Source organism: Leisingera daeponensis, assembly GCF_019801465.1.
GTDB lineage: Bacteria > Pseudomonadota > Alphaproteobacteria > Rhodobacterales > Rhodobacteraceae > Leisingera > Leisingera daeponensis_A.
Map to the genome: position 1 here is coordinate 67,811 of NZ_JAHVJA010000014.1, position 16,795 is coordinate 84,605.

Genomic DNA, 16,795 nt, shown 5'->3' on the forward strand with positions numbered 1-16,795 from the left:
GAGGACAAGATATGACTTATCCCAAATGGCTCAGGCCCGGTGTCTACGGCGCTTTGATTGGCGCGGTCGCCATTACCATCGCAGGTTTTTCCTGGGGCGGCTGGGTGACTGGAGGCCAAGCGGAGGCAATGGCCATTTCCAGATCCCATTCCGAGTTGATCGCGGCTTTGGTGCCGGTTTGCATCGACCGGGCACAGACAGATTCCGACCGGACTGCCAAGCTGGCATCAATCCAGGAAGCAATGTCTTACAAGCGCCGGGATGCAGTTATGGCGGCAGGCTGGGCAACGGTTCCTGGCTCAGAGCAGCCAAACCGTGATCTTGCACAGGCATGCCTTGCCGGGCTGGATCTTGATGCCTCGTGATTTTGCAGAACTACCGGTGCCTTCTGAATCCAGCACAGCGTTGCTGGACAAAACAATGGTCTCTTGGGCTTTCCTGAAAACTCTGGTCAGACATTTTGCAGCTGTGTTCGGATTTGTTCTGGTGTTCGCAGCGCCTGCTTTTTCTCAGTCAAGCGCTTCCTCAATACCTGAAAACGCCCATGCCAAAAGTTACGGCGACGGGTGGGAATGCAACCTGTCCTACCGCCCAGCCGGTGATACATGTGTTAAAATTGCCGTGCCGCAAAACGCGTACCCGACGAACAAGCCTTATGGTACCGGATGGGAGTGTCTGCATGGGTATATTGAGGTCGAAGGCAATTCTTGTGATAAAGTTTTTGTCCCGGAAGGCGGTTATCTCGACCCTTCGGGCAAGCGGTGGAACTGCTTGCGCGGATACCGGAAGATCGACGACATCTGCCAGAAAATTGCCCTGCCGGAAAATTCCTATCTGACGAACGACACTAGCGGGCCAGCTTGGCGTTGCAATCGAGGGTATGAGGCCAAGGGAGAGAAATGCCTTGCCATCGATGTGCCGGAACACGCCTACCTGAATGGTTCAAACTATGGGCGGCCTTGGACTTGCGAACGCGGGTACTTTGAACAGGATGGGACATGCACAGCCGTGTTCGTCCCTGAAAATGCTTACTTTGACGATGCACCTTACAGAACAGGGTGGAAGTGTGAACGCGGTTTCGAAGTGTCTGGAGACCGCTGCATTTTCATAGATCTGCCCGAAAACGCTCATCTCGACAGGTCTGGCAACCGATGGGAGTGCGACAGGAACTTTCAGCGGACGAGAGGCCGCTGCGTTCTGAATAACTAGGCTCTGCACCTTCTACTGCCCTGATTGGTGGCGTCATAACTTGCGGCGGGCACGTCAATGCCAAGCGCTAGTTTCAATCCAAAGGAAAAATCATGAACCCCGCAGCCAAAGCCGGACTCTCAGTCCGGCGAAATGCCAGCAATGGGCGTTTACGCTCGCCATTCCACTCTGAGGAACCTGGGAGCACAGGCAAACTGTCCTTCCTGCCCGTTCCCAGTGCAATAGTGTACTGCGAAGGAAACTTCGCCAAAAATGATGGAAAAACTGCAAACGGACTGGTGCGCCATTCAAAGGCCTACCGGATAATTTCAGTGATCGACAGCACCTACCACGGGTGTGACAGTGGGCAAGTCCTTGATGGGGAAAACAACAGAATTCCGATTTTAGGCAGCCTTGAAGCAGCCGTTGCCGACCAAAGCACAGTTCCCGATACACTGATTTACGGGATGGCACCGTCTAACGGGAAACTCTCTTGCGAGGACCGGAAGGTTGTTCTGGAGGCGATTTCGCGAGGAATGAACATCGTAGCCGGCTTGCATGAATACCTAAGTGAAGACCTGGAGATCATTGCTGCTGCAAAATCCTGGAACGTTACTGTCCGGGATATCCGCAAGCCCCGGCTCAGCAAGGACATGCGCCTGTTCGACGGCAGTATTGCGCGTGTAAAGGCGATCCGCATCGCCATTTTGGGAACTGACTGCGCAATTGGAAAACGAACCACGGCAACCCTCCTCGCCAGGGCACTGAATGCGCAAGGCATCAAAACGGTACTGGTCGGCACCGGCCAAACAGGTTTGATGCAGGGCGCCAAATATGGAGTCGCAATGGACGCGATGCCGCCCCAATTTTGCTGCGGGGAACTGGAAGGGGCTGTGATTGCGGCATACGAGAACGAACGGCCGGATGTTATTCTGATCGAAGGTCAGGGCGCACTAAGCCATCCGGCGTTCTGCACATCTGCCTTCATTCTGCGCGGCTGCCAGCCCGACGCGGTAATCCTTCAGCATGCGCCAGCGCGGGCGCACCGCTGCGACTTTCCAGAGATGGCAATGCCGGACCCCGGTGACGAGATTGCCCTGATCGAAGCGTTTTCGGATACAAGGGTAATCGGCGTAACCCTCAACCATGAAGGGCTGACAGACGCGGGGATCAATGCTGCTATCAGGGACCATTCGCGGAAACTGGACTTGCCGGTCAGCGATGCCCTTAGCTGCCCTCCCGCTCATCTGGCTGAACTTGTTCTGTCTGCCTATCCTCAATTGCGGCCGGTGCCGGGGAAGGCTGCGTTATGACTGCCCCGCGCTTGGAAATAAATCTGAGCAAAATCCGCCAGAATACGCGTGTACTTGTCGACCGCCTGAAGCCCCGCGGGATCTCTGTAACTGGGGTAACCAAAGCAGTATGCGGCGACCCGCGCATTGCAAAAGCCATGCTTGCAGGCGGTGCTATAGGGCTGGCTGATGCGCGGATGGCAAATGTTGAGCGATTGCGCCAGGCAGGGATAACATGTCCGGTCCTGATGATCCGAACCCCCATGCTGAGCCAGGTGGAGCAAATCGTTTCGTCCTGCGACGCCAGCTGCAACACCGAAACCGAGATCATCGCCAGCCTCGCCGCCGCTGCCCTGCTCCAAGGCACCAATCACGAGATCATCCTGATGGTGGAAATGGGGGATCTTCGCGAAGGCATAATGCCTGAGGATCTGACCGACATCGCGCTTCAGGTCACCAGAACGCCGGGCGTGCTCCTCAGAGGTATCGGTGCAAACTTTGCTTGCCTGGCAGGCCCGGCTCCCACCGCTGAGGATATGGCAGCACTATCAGCGCTTGCGAACGACGTTGAAGCGGAATGCGGTCCCTTTGTTGACGTGATTTCCGGAGGCAGTTCCGCAAATCTGCAGTGGGCGCTTGATACGGAAGTGGTAGGAAGGGTGAACAGTCTGCGCCTGGGGGAGGCCATCCTGCTCGGCACCGATCCGGTTTCCGGAAACCCGATAAGCGGGCTTCACACGGATGCTTTCGTCCTGCAGGCAGAGGTGATCGAGACAAAGGCAAAGTCAAAGCTGGCACCCTTGAAGCTGTCCGATCCTGCATTGTCAGCGCTAAGCCTAGTGCCAGGCAATCATTGGAAAACCCGGTCGATCCTGGCCATCGGGTTGCAAGACACAGATCCGACCGGGCTGACCTTTCCGGCAGCGGTTTCCTATATCGGAGCAACCAGCGATCATATCGTCGTCGAAACGACCAATTGCCCGCTGCGCATCGGGAGCGAGATAACACTGCGTTTGAACTACAGCGCCCTTTTGCACACCATGGCAGCGCCAGATGTTGCAAAAGTTTTTTGCAGCAGCAGACCTGCTGCTGACGGTGGTGCAGCCAGCCGCAACGGGCGGCACCCGGTACTCTTGTGAGACCGGCGGTCTCTTGGCAATGCAGCTCCAAGCCTCTTCCAGCGGCCTCAAGTCTGCAGTGTGCTGTAGTAATTTGAGCCGGGAATACCTATATCGGGTGTGACCTCTGGTACTTTCTTCGCCTCACAGAGAGGCTGAAAACTGAGGCTCGCAATCGCTCGACCGCAGCATCTCTTTCAATGGCCTGAGCGCCGGCATTGGGCTGGGCACCGGTGACGCGGCTTTTTCGAACAATTCGGCTGGTGCGAATGCGAGAAAGAAAGAGCGGGGTTCAGTTCTGCTTTCATGTGCAAGACCAGCCCCGATTGCCCTCTAAAGACTCTGGACGCCGTTAATTCGCGGCAACTCCGCTTTGCCAGAGCGGCAAGAACAGCACCGCAGCAAAGGAGAATTAGAAAATGGATCAGCTGACAAGCAAGGCCGTCGCAGTATTCTCCCGCCCTTTCACCTTGCCTGGATTCGACGAGACACTTCCAGCTGGGGAGTATGACATCGAAACTGAACTGTCCGCACCTCCCGGCCACCTGACACCCCAGGCTTGGAAAGCTTCTGTAATAATTCATTTGCACCCGCGTGCGTCACATCCTGGGCTGGCTCGCAGCCTGACGGTTTCACTGGCGGATCTCGAGAGTGCCCAGGCCAAGGACAAGTTGTCCGGAAAGAAGCTATCGCAGTTTTTCCTCGAAGAAATGCTTGCCGACCCAATGGTACGTCTGGTCATGCAGGCTGACGGCGTGACTGAAGCCCAGGTTCGCAGTTTATACCTTGGCGAGTGCGTTTCGGACCAGGATCGCGAGCAGGCTGCCCAGAGTGCTGAAGAGGCAAGTCCCTCAAGCGCATTTGCAATCCAAGCAGCCGAGAACGAAGGCTTGGCACCTCCGGCAGACAATCGCGCCAACAAAGTTGTCAGTCCAGCACCGGACGTACCGGGCGGTAAGGAACCGCATGATGACTGGTAGAAACGAACAAGATGCCTTTGTGACACCTGCCCGCGGAGACGTGCCGCGAGAGCGCCGTTGCTTGCGGTGCAATTCTGTATTCTGGAGTGAAGGGTTCGGTGAACGGATCTGCCAGCGCTGCAAGTCTTCAAATGCTTGGCGTAACGCCGTTCCAGTACGATCCGGCTCGCCCGGCCGCCGTTGAAACCCTCCGGGCAGCACAATTTTCATTTTGCCGGATCTGTACTTCGCTAAACCCCTGTTTGCTTCTACTCCTTGGCAGCCTATTGGGCTTCAAAGGCCGGCAGGACTGAGCCGGACCTGGCGCAACAGATTAGAAAAGAAATGAGTTGGATTCAGGAGGGATTGCCAGTTTGCTTGCACACGGAAACTCCCCTCGGAACGGAACGCTACGTCTGCGTTGAACCTGGAGGCGGTCAATGGCCGCTCGGCCAACCGCCTCACCCTGAGAGCAATTGCCTCTGAGGGCCAGTCCAAATGAACTGCAGTTCGTATGGTTCAGGTGCCAGGCGGCCTACAATTCACTGGCCACTGCGCTTGTACTGAAGCCGGGAGCGCCGTAGGCGCTCGTTTTTACTGCGCCGCATTTCGTTTTCGTCTTCCAGAATTTCACGCGCGGCCCGAGCGGTCTTTTCCATCGTGGTTTCCTTGCGGGACAGGCCGGCTAGTTTCAATTCCTCAATATTAAACTTGGTCATCGTCCAACTCCTACGAGGCTGATTGTGGGCAGGGCTATTTTTGCGTGAAAGTTCAGTTTGGGCCTTCTGTCAGGTGCGCTATGGGGCAGAAGGACTGGGCAGCGCCGTGGGCAGCGCCAGTTCGTTGCAGTGTTCTACGCAGCGGCGGGGAAGTCCGCGTGAAATCCAGCAGAGCCGACTGCCGAGAGGAATGCTGCGCGGGCGGCACCTACAGGCGCGAGACAGTCCATCGCTGCATCGATTTTCTCAAGCGCAACATCTCTATTGTGATCAGAAACAGGCCAAGCTCTCTGCAGCCAGAATTGGGCTTGTTCGATTGTCGAGATTTTTCGTGTCCGCCCTTCGGAGGGCAGAAAAATGGTCAAGGGGGTTCCCCAGGAAATTTCTATCAAGATTGTTCTTTCGGTGGTTTTTGAAAGCCGCATCAGATTGTTGGTCACAGCAAATGCGGTAAGCGAGAGCACTGCAAGAATGCTCCCGCTGAATGTTTCAAGCCTGCAGAGGCTTAGGCAAGTGCGAGATTGCTGGCAGACTCGCGCCCGTCGCGCCCGCTTTCGATGTCGAAAGTCACGGCTTGGCCATCGTTAAGCTGTTGGATGCCAGCGCGTTCCAGAGCGGAAATATGGACAAAGATGTCCTTCGATCCCTGCTCGGGAGCGATGAAACCAAAACCTTTTTGAGAGTTGAACCATTTCACGGTGCCATTGGCCATCGTGTCGTCTCCTTGAAAAATGCCATCCGCAACACGCGATAGCCCGGCCCAGTGTCAACATAGGAACAACTGGGGCCGTTAGGAAACAGAAGGTCGTAGGAAGAAGCTTTGCCCAACCGAGATGGGGTGTGCGATCCGTGATTACAAGAGGCTAGTTTTGAGACCGCGTGAAATTTTTCGCAAACTTGCTGGGCGTGCCGGCTGGGCCTGCCGAGTACGTCTTTCACAGCAGCTTGTTCTGAAGGGCAATTTTCGAGATCGCTGGTTTTTGAGCTCCAGCTCAAATCCGCTAATGGCTGTGACCCGCCTTGTGCTCACACAGCAACCAACTTAATTGGCGACGGCCGCTTCAGGTTCGACCCGAACCTCTGCTTCGCCGCGAAGGCAGGTCCGGTCCGGATTGGCGGACGGCACGTGCCGCCCGCCAACGTGGTTCAAATGTCGATTTGCTCGGCGATGCTCAGCGCATCTTCAAGTTCGACGCCAAGGTATCTGACAGTGCTGTCAACCTTTGTGTGTCCGAGCAGAAGTTGAACCGCTCTGAGATTTCCGGTTTTCCGGTATATCTCCGCTGCTTTGGTCCTACGCAGCGAATGAGTGCCGTATCCACTGGGTTCCAGCCCAATCGCAGCCACCCAATCCCTCACAAGCCGACCATATTGGCGCGTTGAGATATGCAGGCGGTCATGAAACCTGCTGGGAAACATGAAACGGCAGCCGAGCATCTCCGCTGACTTGATCCATGCGGCAATGGTATCCCGCGTGTTTTCAGAGAGTTCAAACTGAACGGGCCGCTTGGTTTTGCTCTGAATCACAGATACGCGTTCGCGAACGCGATCGTCCCTTACCAGGTCGGTAACAGCCAGTTTTACCAGATCGCATCCGCGAAGCTTGCTATCAATTGCCACGTTGAACAGCGCAAGATCGCGCAGGTTGCCTGCGAGTTCGAGCCGTGCGCGGATCGCCCAGACCTGTTTTGGCAGCAATGGTCGTTTCTGGCCGATGATCCGGCCCTTGTTCCAGGCCCTTCGTTTCGGGGTGACGGCGGGAAGTTGAACTTTTGGCATAGTGCGCCCTCCAATCCTCCCGCCAAGCCCAGACATCAGCATCGCGCCGACACCTGAATTTTACAGGCGATCTGAATGTCTGCATTTTTCTCTGCCATGCAGCGAGTGAAATTCGGCAGTGCAGAAGGGAGGCGCGCTGCGCGCGGACGCAACGGGAAAACCAGATTCACAGTATGGGCTCGGAGCGGCCTTGCGGCGGCGCAGCGGTGTCATCACCGGCCTGGACGGTTACCGTCAGATGTCTGCTTTTGCTCCGTCAGCTACATCGGCTACGGTGGCGCTATGTCAGATTTCAAATCTCAGATTGCCCGTCACCGGGACAAGTTGAATGAACTTCACGAACGCATTCACTCAACCTTCAAGGAGAGAGACCGCTCTGAAGCACATAAGCGCACGTGGGAAGACGCGTGTTCCGATTTCCATAGTTTTCGGTCAGAGATTAACAGCTTCATGGACGAAGTTAGTTCAAAAAGGCTATCGGAAGACACACAGACAAGACAATTTGTCTTTGATTTTCTGTCTGTTGATCCAATCTACTCTCGGTCAGGCTACGAGAAAGAGAACCTACTGAGGTTGCTCAAACCTCTGGAACTGATAGATGAAGAAAAGGAAGTTCTTCGTCAAACAATCCTTCGTCGTATTCGCAACGGCGCGCTACGAGAATTTCGGCGGTTTTGCCAACTTATCCCGAAGATTAAGAATGAAGCCTTTGTTTCTGAACTTCGAAAAGAAGCCAAATCCACTGACGCGCAAATTCAACGTCGAGCTGCATTCGCCTTGGAGTATGTAGCGGAAAAGCCGTCTTCTAAGAATTGAGAAGCCGACATTGATAGAGGCTGCAGCATCAAGCATTTTGGGCTCAAAGCTACCAACCTCAATGTCTATCCGGATGTCCGCTTCGGTGACTGCAACAGGCTTTGCAAAGTCAGCTACCTGCGCTCCGCTGCCCCCGGTGCATCCCGCAGCATCACATGAGGCAGCTTAGCCCTGCCGAGGGTCCGCTTCCGGGAAAGAGACCCAGAAGTTTCGCACGCGCAGCATCGTTGGCCCAGGGTCTTCGGTCTATGGCTGCTTCGGGCTGCCTGCTGTCTTCGGATACCTGGACGGCTTGGCGATCTTGCTGCAGACCGCCTGCCGCACCGCCGCAGGTCAGCTCGGAGCCCTTTTTACCGTTGGAGCAGTTGCAGCAATTTGCAGCCGCAGCGAAAAAGAGCGAGCAGTGCCGAGCTCAAGCCGCCGTTCATTTTCCCAATTGATGAGGCAGTGCAGCATCCCGGAACCTGTCGTTTATTATTCGCCCGCCGGTGCCCGAAACTCTACCTCGAATTGGCCCATAGAAATGGGGCTGGCCACCGAGGTCAGCTGTGTTTTCAGTTGGCCGCTACTGTCAGATCATTGCCCGGGTCCTTCTTTGGATCGTCGGTTTCTGAAGAAACCTGCCGGACATTCACATCTCGCTGCGGGAACGGGATCTCGATTCCGGCTGCGGACAAGTCCACATAGATGCGGAACAGGAGGTCCGACTGCGTGGTCACCATTGTATCAACATCCTTCAGATAGCACCGCAATTCAAAGTCTAACGAGCTTTCGCCCAGCCCCCGAAACAGCACGGCCGGCGCCGGGTAGCTCAGCAGGCTGGGCTCCTCCTGTGCTGCCTGTTCCAGGATCGCCTTGGTTTTTTCCAGATCGCTTCCATATGCGACCCCGACAGGAATAATCAGCCGCCCCATTCGCGAGGACAGTGTCATGTTCTTGACCGTTCCCCCGATGAGATCCTGATTTGGAACGATCACATCATGCTTGTCGAACGTGCTGATCTGAGTGGAGCGTACAGCGATTTTCTTGACGATGCCGGAATGCCCCGACACCTCGATCCAGTCACCCTCGGCAATAGGCCGCTCGATCAGAAGGATGATTCCGGAGACGAAGTTCGAGACGATGGTCTGCATGCCGAAGCCGATCCCCAGCGACAGCGCACCCGCAACCACCGCGAGACTCGATAGGCTCAATCCCGCGGCGGAAACCGCTATCAATGCTGACAAAGTGAGGCCGGCATAGCCGATGCCGGTAACCAGCGCGTTCCGGGCTCCGGGATCCAGCCGCGTCCTAGGCAACACTGTTTCGCGCAACCCGTGCTGAAGCCAGCGGGTGGCGACGGTCCCGAGGAAGAAAACAACCAGAAGCGAGACAACCACGCCCAGCGACAGCTGCACGTCACCGACCTGCACCCCGACGGTCACCAGCCGCCAGGCCTCGGCAACATCGGATGTCCGCGCGCCCCAGAAGATTGCCAGAGCAGGCGTCATCGCCAATGCCAGCAATGATCCGAGAATGAAAGGCAGCAGCGGCAGCGTTGCCTCATCCTCCTGGTCCCGGCGGCCCCTGTTAACGAAGCTATGAATGCAGCCGGAGATGAGCACATAGAGGAACAACGCAAACCCCAGCAGGGCCACCGTCATCACCATCGCGTCGGAGATATGCCGGGCCATCGGCACGTAACCGGTGAGCACCAGAGGCACGGTAACAATTGCAGTTGCCCGCAGCAGGAAAATCAGCAGCTTCACAAGTCCCCTGTTGGTCTCTGTCCGCTCCTTGCCATCGGGGGCGAACGAGGCTTCCGCCGCATCATCGTCCAGCGCGCTGTGCAACAACGCCGCCAGTTTCCAAAGCAGGAGCGATACCGCCGCAAGGATTGGCACAGCGATCACCGAAACAGTGGCCTGTTCCCGGATCAATTCCAGCGCCAGCGCCTCGACCAGCAGTTCAACGGCCTCAACAAGGCCCAGCCCCTGACACAAACGCAGCCCAAGCAGCGCCCGGCGGTCATCCATGCGCACCAGCCTGCGGCTCTGCGCATAAGGAGAGAACACGGTTTGCCCCAGCCAGTTCGCGACGATCATCACCAGCAGAATTTCCAGAACATATTGGCCGGTGTAATTGGTGAACTGCGATCTGATGCCCAACACCGGCACGATGGCAGCCAGAGCGACGGCTCCAATCGAAGGAACAAGCAGACTGCTCAGGTTGGACAGAAGAGCCCAAAGATAGCGGCGGGCGGATCTGGCCTCTTCGAAGCGCTGATCAAACCGGCGGCTGAGTTTCGGCCGCACAAACAGCGCCAGGGCCAAGCCGGCCAAGGCCAACCCCAGCGAAAGGACGACCCGCTCCTCCCTGCTTTCCCGGAATGCGTTGGTTTCAAAGCTCTGCCTCACCTCGCCCAATGTCGCAACGCTTAGATTGCTCAGCTCTTTCCGGGCAGCAGCCAGCGTTCCGGGCCATAGGATGCTGGGAAACCTCTGGATCAGCTTGCTCGTGTCCTTGCTGCGGATCAGCTTGTCCAGTTCCCGAATGAGAAGCTCAACCTGATTCAGGCGTTCCTGCGCCTCACGGGCCGGCCGGTTGGCTTCTGCCAGCTTGTCACTTAGTTCGGCCCTGCGGCTGGCAATTTCCTCCGCTTCGCTTTCGCCCTCCCCGGGCGGCGGGCCAAGCGCCATGATTTGCGCCTCGATCGTGCGGGCTTCGACGCTGCCAGACTTGGCAATGCCCGAAACCTGTTGCCGCAACTCGTCCAGGTCACTGCGCAGCTCGTTCAGTGCTTCAACCGACGCGGCGCCGGTCTCAATGGCAGCCTGGGCGCGCGCGATGACACCCGCAGTCCTGTCCTCGGGGACATTGTTTTGAGCTTGAACCACGCTCGTGAGGCAGACGCAGACCAACAGCGACACGGCCATGAGAACACGATGCATTATCTTCCTCCGGCTAAACATTCGACGGCTCCGTTTGCGGTTCCATAAAATGCCTGCAAGTCTACGCGCCGGCCCTTGTGCCGCAAGCCCACGCTGCTGAGAGTTGGAAGTATGGGCTGTGTGAATAGTCACGGCCTCGCCCTTTCATGAAAAACACGACTTGTCACAACATCAACTATGCCTCTGTAACCAATGGCTTTCTTCCTCTGAGAAGATGCCGCCACTGCTTGACCGCTTGCTTCCCCGCCGGAGGCAGCGCATTTGGTTCGGAAAGCTCATCAAGCCTGATCGTCTATGCTGCTTGAAAAATCCTGGAGCGAAACCACCCTTTCTCACATTGGAACGGCGTAAGGGTGTGCGGCCATGCTCACTTATCATCGGTCAATTTGGGTGGAGAATGCAGATCCTAAAGGAAAGTACAGTGAACTCACGCTCCGCCCGGAAAGCACCATCAGGATGCACGCTGGCCGAAACCGCCGCGCCGCCGTGGCGACGGCGAAATTGGAACCCAGCGGAACGAACATTGTTGCAGTGACCTCCACCGGGCACGATATCGAAGTGAACGACGAAGGTTCCCTCACCATTATGCTGCCTTACAGCGGCGACGTTTCAGTACGTGTGCAAAACCGCTCCTTCCACGCCCGTGCGGGAGAGGGGCTGGCGTTCACCCCAAGCCGCCGCAAGACTTCCGTCAAGGCCGCACAAGGCAGAGAATTCGCGGCATTTATGCTCAAGGCGCCCGTAGCGGCAACGGACCTCAGGCGGTACACGCCGCGCCTCCTGAGCGGGAACCCGAATTTCGATCTCAAAATCGACGCCGTCCGCAGCCTCTCTGATTTGATCAGATACATCATGACCGACCTGAGTTCTCAGAACCCTGTTCTGGCGGACACCAGGGCTGCGCAGCTGGTCGAAGCGCTGATGAAGCAGCATCTGCAATCGGCGTTGGAAGTGTGGCCAACGGACCAATATCCAACCCTGCTTGCGCCAGACCCGCATTTCCGGCGTGCCGTGGATTTCATGCGCGCGCACCACTGTGAACCGTTGCAACTGGAAGACATTGCAGAGGCCGCCGGCATCAGCTGCCGCAAGCTCCAACGGGTGTTCCGCCGCGCTACTGGCCTCACCGTCTGGGCCTATCTGACGTCCATCCGTATGAGCCAAGCCCGCAGACTGCTGGTGTCTGGCGCCCCCGTCAGCGTCACGGCTGCGGCGTTTGAGTGCGGAATTGCGCATCTGGGGCGCTTTGCCCGCCAGTATCAAAACGCTTACGGAGAACTGCCGAGCCAGACGCTGAGACGCGCGAAAGCCCGGGTGGACATGCCAGGCCGGTGACGGCGCAATTCGGATAGCGATTGGCCGGATGGGGATAGTTTGCTTCGTTTCAACTGGATAACATGATAACATGCATACGGGAGACACCTTTTCAGGTGCTGGCCCCAAGCAGGACAAATCGCATGCTCTCGGCCGTGTCCTTGCCAAGCCAAGTTCAGGCCATAGGCGTGCCAGATCCACAGTAGGGCTGGGCGGATTTCATGCCGTGCGGCTTTTCATGATGGGGAGTGCCAAATGCAATTGAACAAAATCTTACTGATGCTTGCCCTCTGCTTGCCCTCCAGCCTTATTTCCCAGCCGATTGAGGAACAGCGTGTGAGTTTCGCCGCCGGAACATCCGGCGCGACGATCCAGGCGCAGATCACTGGCAGTGAAATAACCGATTACCTGCTGGGGGCAGGCCAGGGCCAGACCATGACCATCAGCTTTGAACCGGACAATCCGTCTGCCTATTTCAACCTAATGCTCGGCGACGGCCCGGAGGCCATTCACATCGGTTCGGTTGCGGGCAACAGCTTTGAGGGAGTGCTGCCAGCGTCCGGAGACTACCGCATCCGGGTATACCTGATGCGCAATGCGGCGCGCCGGAACGAAACGGTTAATTATACCCTGAACATGTCGGTCAGCGGCAGCGCCGCCACCCCCCAAGCCTCCGGCGCGGACTATGCTGACGGGCTCAGCGGCGGTCCGGACTGGTGGCAGGTGACCGGGCTGACGGCCGGCGACACGCTGAACGTCCGCGCCGGCCCCGGAACGTCCCATGCCGTGGTCGGCGCCTTGGCCAATGGCGACCGCGCGCGCAATCTCGGCTGCCGGATGAACGGCGAAACCAGGTGGTGCCAGATCGAGGTGCCTGGCGGTCAGCCCTTTACCGGCTGGGCCGCCGGCCGCTACCTGCGCGAAGGATCAGCGCCGGGCAGCGGAAACTCTGGGGCGGCAAACGAAGCGGCCGGAATGATCCCCTGCGCCCTGGCGCCGGACCAGCCGATGACCACGTGCAAGTTCCGCGTATCACGGGGACAGAGCGGCACGGCAAGCGTCTGGGTGACGCTCCCGGCGGGCGGCGAACGCTACCTCGATTTCCGCGACGGCCGCCTGGTCGGCAGTGACCCGGGCCTGTCCGTGCAGCAGGAAAAAACGGGAGATCTTAACCGCGTCCGCATTGGCGGATCGGAACGGTACGAATTGCCGGATGCCGTTCTCTACGGCGGGTAAGCAAGACAAGATTTCAAAAGCAGAAAAGGAGACGAGACGGATTAGCCCAGTCCAGAGCCGTGCAAGCGGCCAGTGCCGGCAATGGTAAATAACAGCGGAGGAGATCCAAACTCATGAAACACGGGAAACTGAAGTCTTTGGCGGTGGCGGCGCTGATTGCAGCGATCGCTCTGCCGGGTCCAGGCGTCGCCTTGAGCGATGATGACAAGGCCAAGCTTGTCGGCGCGCTCGTCGGAATTGCGATTGCTAAAAAAGTTGCTGAAAACCGGCAGGAAAAGAAAGCCCGCGGCGAACCGTACCAGCCAAGGAATGGTGTGATGTGCCTGCCCGAAGTCCGCAAATGCTACTGGAACAACCGGTATTCCTCGCGCTGGACCCATCATGAGTTCGACTGACAGGAGAGATTGAGATGACACGAAAGCTTTTTTCCGCGGTTGCCGCAACACTCCTTCTGTCGGCCGGCACCGCCACAGCCCAGTCCGGACTGGAGCCAGCAGTCGAAGCGGACCTCGCAGTCACCGATTGGGTCGATCATGTTCTTGGCGACGCCTTCGACGCCTCGCACCGCAATTTGCTGAAATCGGTTGCACATCAAATGGCTGTGGCCGGGGTCTGTGACGGTTTCAATGTGGATAACGACAAGGCCAGCGCGGCGCTGGCCAAGGTGGCCGAAGGCCATAGCGAAGAGGACGAGGACTTTGATGCGGTTCAAGCCGCTGTCCTGATGTCATTAGGAGCCTACATTGGCTTTGGCCGCGCCGCCCATGCAATGGACCCGGATGGTTTCTGCGCCCATGCCGAAGAGGAGCGCTCCGGTGAAGATGCGCCGCATCTGATCTACGCCGCCAACTGAGGCGGAGCGTCTGCCGCAGCAGTCAGGCGCAGGCCATTCTGCCAGGCGCTCTGCCTGGCCTGATCCTCCTGCGGAGGCGTGCCGCATCATCGCCGCCGCTGGGGATCACGAAACCGGGGTGCAGCCAAGGAGTTTGCCATGAGTGTTTTTCGTCTGTTGTCCACCACTGCCATCTGTGCCCTGATGTCCGCTGCCGCCTCGGCACAGGACAGTAGCCTGCCGGAACCTGGCCCGGATCAGCTGCAGTTTTCTGTCGAAAACATGGACCTCAGCGCCAACCCGGCAGAGGACTTCTACCGGTATTCGTCCGGGGGCTGGTTGGACCGGGTGGAGCGGCCGGCGGATAAACCGGCGCATGGGGTTTTCTACATCATGATTGACAGGCTCATAAAGCAGGTCAGCATGGTTGCCGCCGAAGCGGGAAAACAGGCCGCGGACGCGCCCAAGGGCTCCCCCACGCAGCTTGTCGGAGACTTCTACAATGCCTTCATGGATGCTGAAGCAATTGACGCGGCCGGTATCGATCCGATCCGGTCTATGCTGGATGATGTCGATGCCGTTTCTGATTTCAAAGATCTGACCAGGGTGATGGCGGCCCAGGCAGCGTCTTCGGGGCCTGCGCTGTTTGCGATGTTCGGCCCGTCCAAGGACCCGGCCGACGGCAGCAAACACGCCATGTTCTCGCTGGGGCAAACCTTTGGCATCGACCGCCATTTCCAGGAGATCCTGCGCGGCCCGGAAGACAGCGCTGAACTGATCGCCTACCGGACCTTCATCAACAACCTTCTGTTGGCAGCGGGATATGAGGCGGAGGAGGCATCGCGGGTTGCCGATCTGTCGCTGTCGATCGAGCGCAGGCTGTACAGCGTGTTCCTGACACCGGCAGAGGCCAAGGATCCGTCCAACAAGTTCGGGCGCAAGACCTATGCCGAGGTTCAGGCGGTCGCCCCCGAGGTGGACCTGGACCTGTACCTGGAAACCGTCGGCTTCGAGAAGCCCGAGTTCTTTTACATGTGGGAGCCGCGCGCGCTTGGCGGGGTTGCGGAGCTGTGGCGCACGACGCCTCTGGAAGATCTGAAAGACTACGTCAAATACCGCATCATCGAGAAATACTCGCCCTTCCTCGCCAGCGGGCTGTACGACGCCTCGCTTGATTTCAAGGCGGCGCTGCTGGGCGCGCGCGAAGACTTGTCAAGATCGGAGCGCATCTATCAGCTTCTGCTCAAGAACCTTGGGCACCCGGCCAGCCAGCTGTATGTCGATAGATACTTCTCCGACCAAACCAAGGCGGAGATGCTCGACATGATCGAACGCATCAAGGCCGTGTTCAGCACCCGGATCGAAAACAGCGCATGGCTGTCGGAACCGACCAAGGAAGCCGCTTTGGAGAAGGTCGAGAAATTCTATTACAAGGTGGGCTACCCGGACAGCTGGATCGATTACAGCAGCGTCGACATCGGCCCTGATCCGGTGGCCAATATGACCGCGCTGGGAGCCTTTGGGATGCAGCGCGAGCTGAACAAGCTGGGGCGCCCTCCGGAGCACGAGGAGTTCAACGCCGAATCCACATTGCCGATCGCCATGAACGCGGCCTATTCGCCGCTGATCAACGGGTTTGAAATCACCGCCGCGATCACCCAGCCCCCGGCCTATTCCTCGAATATGGATGCGCCGCTGAAGTTTTGCCGGCTGGGCGCGATCATCGGCCATGAGATGACCCATGGCTTCGACTTCTCCGGCCGCCAGTACGACGCCGACGGCAATTTCCGCGACTGGTGGACGCCGGAGGATACCGAAGCCTTCCTGCAGGAAGCGAAGAAGCTGATCGACCAGGCCAATGCCTATGAGGTGCTGCCCGGCGTCTTCATCAACGGCCAGTTGGGGGTCGGCGAGAACATGGCCGATGTCGGCGGCATCACCTTGGCCTATGAAGCGCTGATGCAATACCTCGAAGAGCACCCGGGAGAGAATATTGAGATCGACGGCATGACGCCCGCGCAGCGCTGCTTTGTGGCCTGGTCCCAGTTCTGGACCATGAAGGCGGCCGATACTTATCTGAGGACGATCGTGCTGAACGACGGCCACGCCCCGGATTTCTACCGGTCGGTGGCGGCGCTTCAGCATGTGGATGCCTGGTATGAAACGTTCGGCATAAAGGAAGGCGACCCGATGTGGCTTGCCCCCGAAAAACGGTCGCGTGCTTGGTAGCAAGACCAAAAGGCAACAGGCCGATCCCGGTGGCTTGGTTCAGTTGAGGCGACGGGATTTCGCAATGGCGAGCTTTGGTCAAAGTAAACTTTCTGAGTTTCGCGCCTACAAAAACAACATGTCCGCTTCGGGTGGTTTTTGCCCGGCCCTTTGCGAAAGCAGCGAAGGTCGACTTCTTCCCCTGACATTCTGATGCCCTAGCAGATGCAGCAATGATCGAGCGCTTGCGGCAAAAGGCCGGTTTGTCCCGCAACCAGGTCATACGTAAGCGCTGTCCCGGCCCCACGTTGTAGCGCCTATCCGGTGCTGCGAGATTTTGCACATCTCATAGTGGGGAGTGCGTTTCGCAATGTGCGCTACAAATTCGTTTCTCAAATCGTTGG

Annotated in this window: 16 protein-coding genes; 11 read left to right on the forward strand and 5 right to left on the reverse strand. The window is 57.8% G+C overall.

Translation table 11 applies throughout. The annotated features are described in order from the left end of the window. Positions 1–11 precede the first annotated feature (11 nt). The 5 genes from KUV26_RS20750 to KUV26_RS20770 all read left to right on the forward strand — a co-directional run bounded on the left by KUV26_RS20750 (position 12) and on the right by KUV26_RS20770 (position 4,578). The gene (locus tag KUV26_RS20750; RefSeq protein WP_222509817.1) at positions 12–365 is read left to right on the forward strand and encodes a hypothetical protein; all 354 of its coding nucleotides are present in this window, start codon (positions 12–14) and stop codon (positions 363–365) included. Further along, positions 355–1,209, forward strand: coding sequence for a hypothetical protein (locus KUV26_RS20755; protein ID WP_261400022.1), 855 nt, complete (start codon positions 355–357; stop codon positions 1,207–1,209). Before KUV26_RS20750 ends, KUV26_RS20755 begins: the two co-directional genes overlap by 11 nt. 92 nt (positions 1,210–1,301) lie before the next feature. Further along, on the forward strand, positions 1,302–2,501 hold the full coding sequence (locus KUV26_RS20760) for a DUF1611 domain-containing protein (protein ID WP_222509818.1): 1,200 nt from the start codon (positions 1,302–1,304) through the stop codon (positions 2,499–2,501). Continuing rightward, the gene (locus tag KUV26_RS20765) at positions 2,498–3,619 is read left to right on the forward strand and encodes an alanine/ornithine racemase family PLP-dependent enzyme (RefSeq protein WP_222509819.1); all 1,122 of its coding nucleotides are present in this window, start codon (positions 2,498–2,500) and stop codon (positions 3,617–3,619) included. Before KUV26_RS20760 ends, KUV26_RS20765 begins: the two co-directional genes overlap by 4 nt. A 398-nt stretch (positions 3,620–4,017) precedes the next feature. Continuing rightward, positions 4,018–4,578, forward strand: coding sequence for a hypothetical protein (locus KUV26_RS20770; protein ID WP_261400023.1), 561 nt, complete (start codon positions 4,018–4,020; stop codon positions 4,576–4,578). A 521-nt stretch (positions 4,579–5,099) separates the two neighbouring features. Here KUV26_RS20770 and KUV26_RS20775 read toward each other — a convergent pair. From KUV26_RS20775 to KUV26_RS20790, 4 genes are all read right to left on the reverse strand, one after another. After that, positions 5,100–5,276, reverse strand: a complete 177-nt coding sequence (locus KUV26_RS20775; protein WP_222509820.1) for a hypothetical protein — start codon at positions 5,274–5,276, stop codon at positions 5,100–5,102. Positions 5,277–5,410: 134 nt separating this feature from the next. After that, positions 5,411–5,740, reverse strand: coding sequence for a DUF982 domain-containing protein (locus KUV26_RS20780; RefSeq protein WP_315900155.1), 330 nt, complete (start codon positions 5,738–5,740; stop codon positions 5,411–5,413). Between the two features lie 41 nt (positions 5,741–5,781). Further along, entirely contained in the window at positions 5,782–5,988 is a 207-nt protein-coding gene (locus KUV26_RS20785; RefSeq protein ID WP_222482531.1) for a cold-shock protein, read from the reverse strand. Between the two features lie 434 nt (positions 5,989–6,422). After that, on the reverse strand, positions 6,423–7,055 hold the full coding sequence (locus KUV26_RS20790; protein WP_222509821.1) for a tyrosine-type recombinase/integrase: 633 nt from the start codon (positions 7,053–7,055) through the stop codon (positions 6,423–6,425). A gap of 75 nt (positions 7,056–7,130) precedes the next feature. Here KUV26_RS20790 and KUV26_RS20795 point away from each other — a divergent pair, with 75 nt between their 5' ends. Then, a complete protein-coding gene (locus KUV26_RS20795) occupies positions 7,131–7,871 on the forward strand; it encodes a hypothetical protein (protein ID WP_222509822.1) in 741 nt (246 codons plus the stop codon). A gap of 554 nt (positions 7,872–8,425) precedes the next feature. Here the strand turns inward: KUV26_RS20795 and KUV26_RS20800 are convergent. Beyond that, positions 8,426–10,801: a mechanosensitive ion channel family protein gene (locus KUV26_RS20800; RefSeq protein ID WP_222509823.1), complete on the reverse strand. Its 2,376-nt coding sequence runs from the start codon at positions 10,799–10,801 to the stop codon at positions 8,426–8,428. Positions 10,802–11,164: 363 nt separating this feature from the next. On the opposite strand from KUV26_RS20800, the gene KUV26_RS20805 reads away from it, so the two are divergent. The 5 genes from KUV26_RS20805 (at position 11,165) to KUV26_RS20825 (ending at position 16,412) form a co-directional block, all read left to right on the forward strand. Then, on the forward strand, positions 11,165–12,136 hold the full coding sequence (locus KUV26_RS20805; protein WP_222509824.1) for a helix-turn-helix transcriptional regulator: 972 nt from the start codon (positions 11,165–11,167) through the stop codon (positions 12,134–12,136). 258 nt (positions 12,137–12,394) lie between these two features. Beyond that, the gene (locus tag KUV26_RS23765; protein WP_261400025.1) at positions 12,395–13,351 is read left to right on the forward strand and encodes an SH3 domain-containing protein; all 957 of its coding nucleotides are present in this window, start codon (positions 12,395–12,397) and stop codon (positions 13,349–13,351) included. 113 nt (positions 13,352–13,464) lie between these two features. After that, positions 13,465–13,746, forward strand: a complete 282-nt coding sequence (locus KUV26_RS20815; RefSeq protein ID WP_222509825.1) for a hypothetical protein — start codon at positions 13,465–13,467, stop codon at positions 13,744–13,746. Between the two features lie 14 nt (positions 13,747–13,760). Beyond that, positions 13,761–14,204, forward strand: a complete 444-nt coding sequence (locus tag KUV26_RS20820; RefSeq protein WP_222509826.1) for a hypothetical protein — start codon at positions 13,761–13,763, stop codon at positions 14,202–14,204. Between the two features lie 138 nt (positions 14,205–14,342). After that, the gene (locus KUV26_RS20825) at positions 14,343–16,412 is read left to right on the forward strand and encodes a M13 family metallopeptidase (RefSeq protein WP_222509827.1); all 2,070 of its coding nucleotides are present in this window, start codon (positions 14,343–14,345) and stop codon (positions 16,410–16,412) included. Positions 16,413–16,795 lie beyond the last annotated feature (383 nt).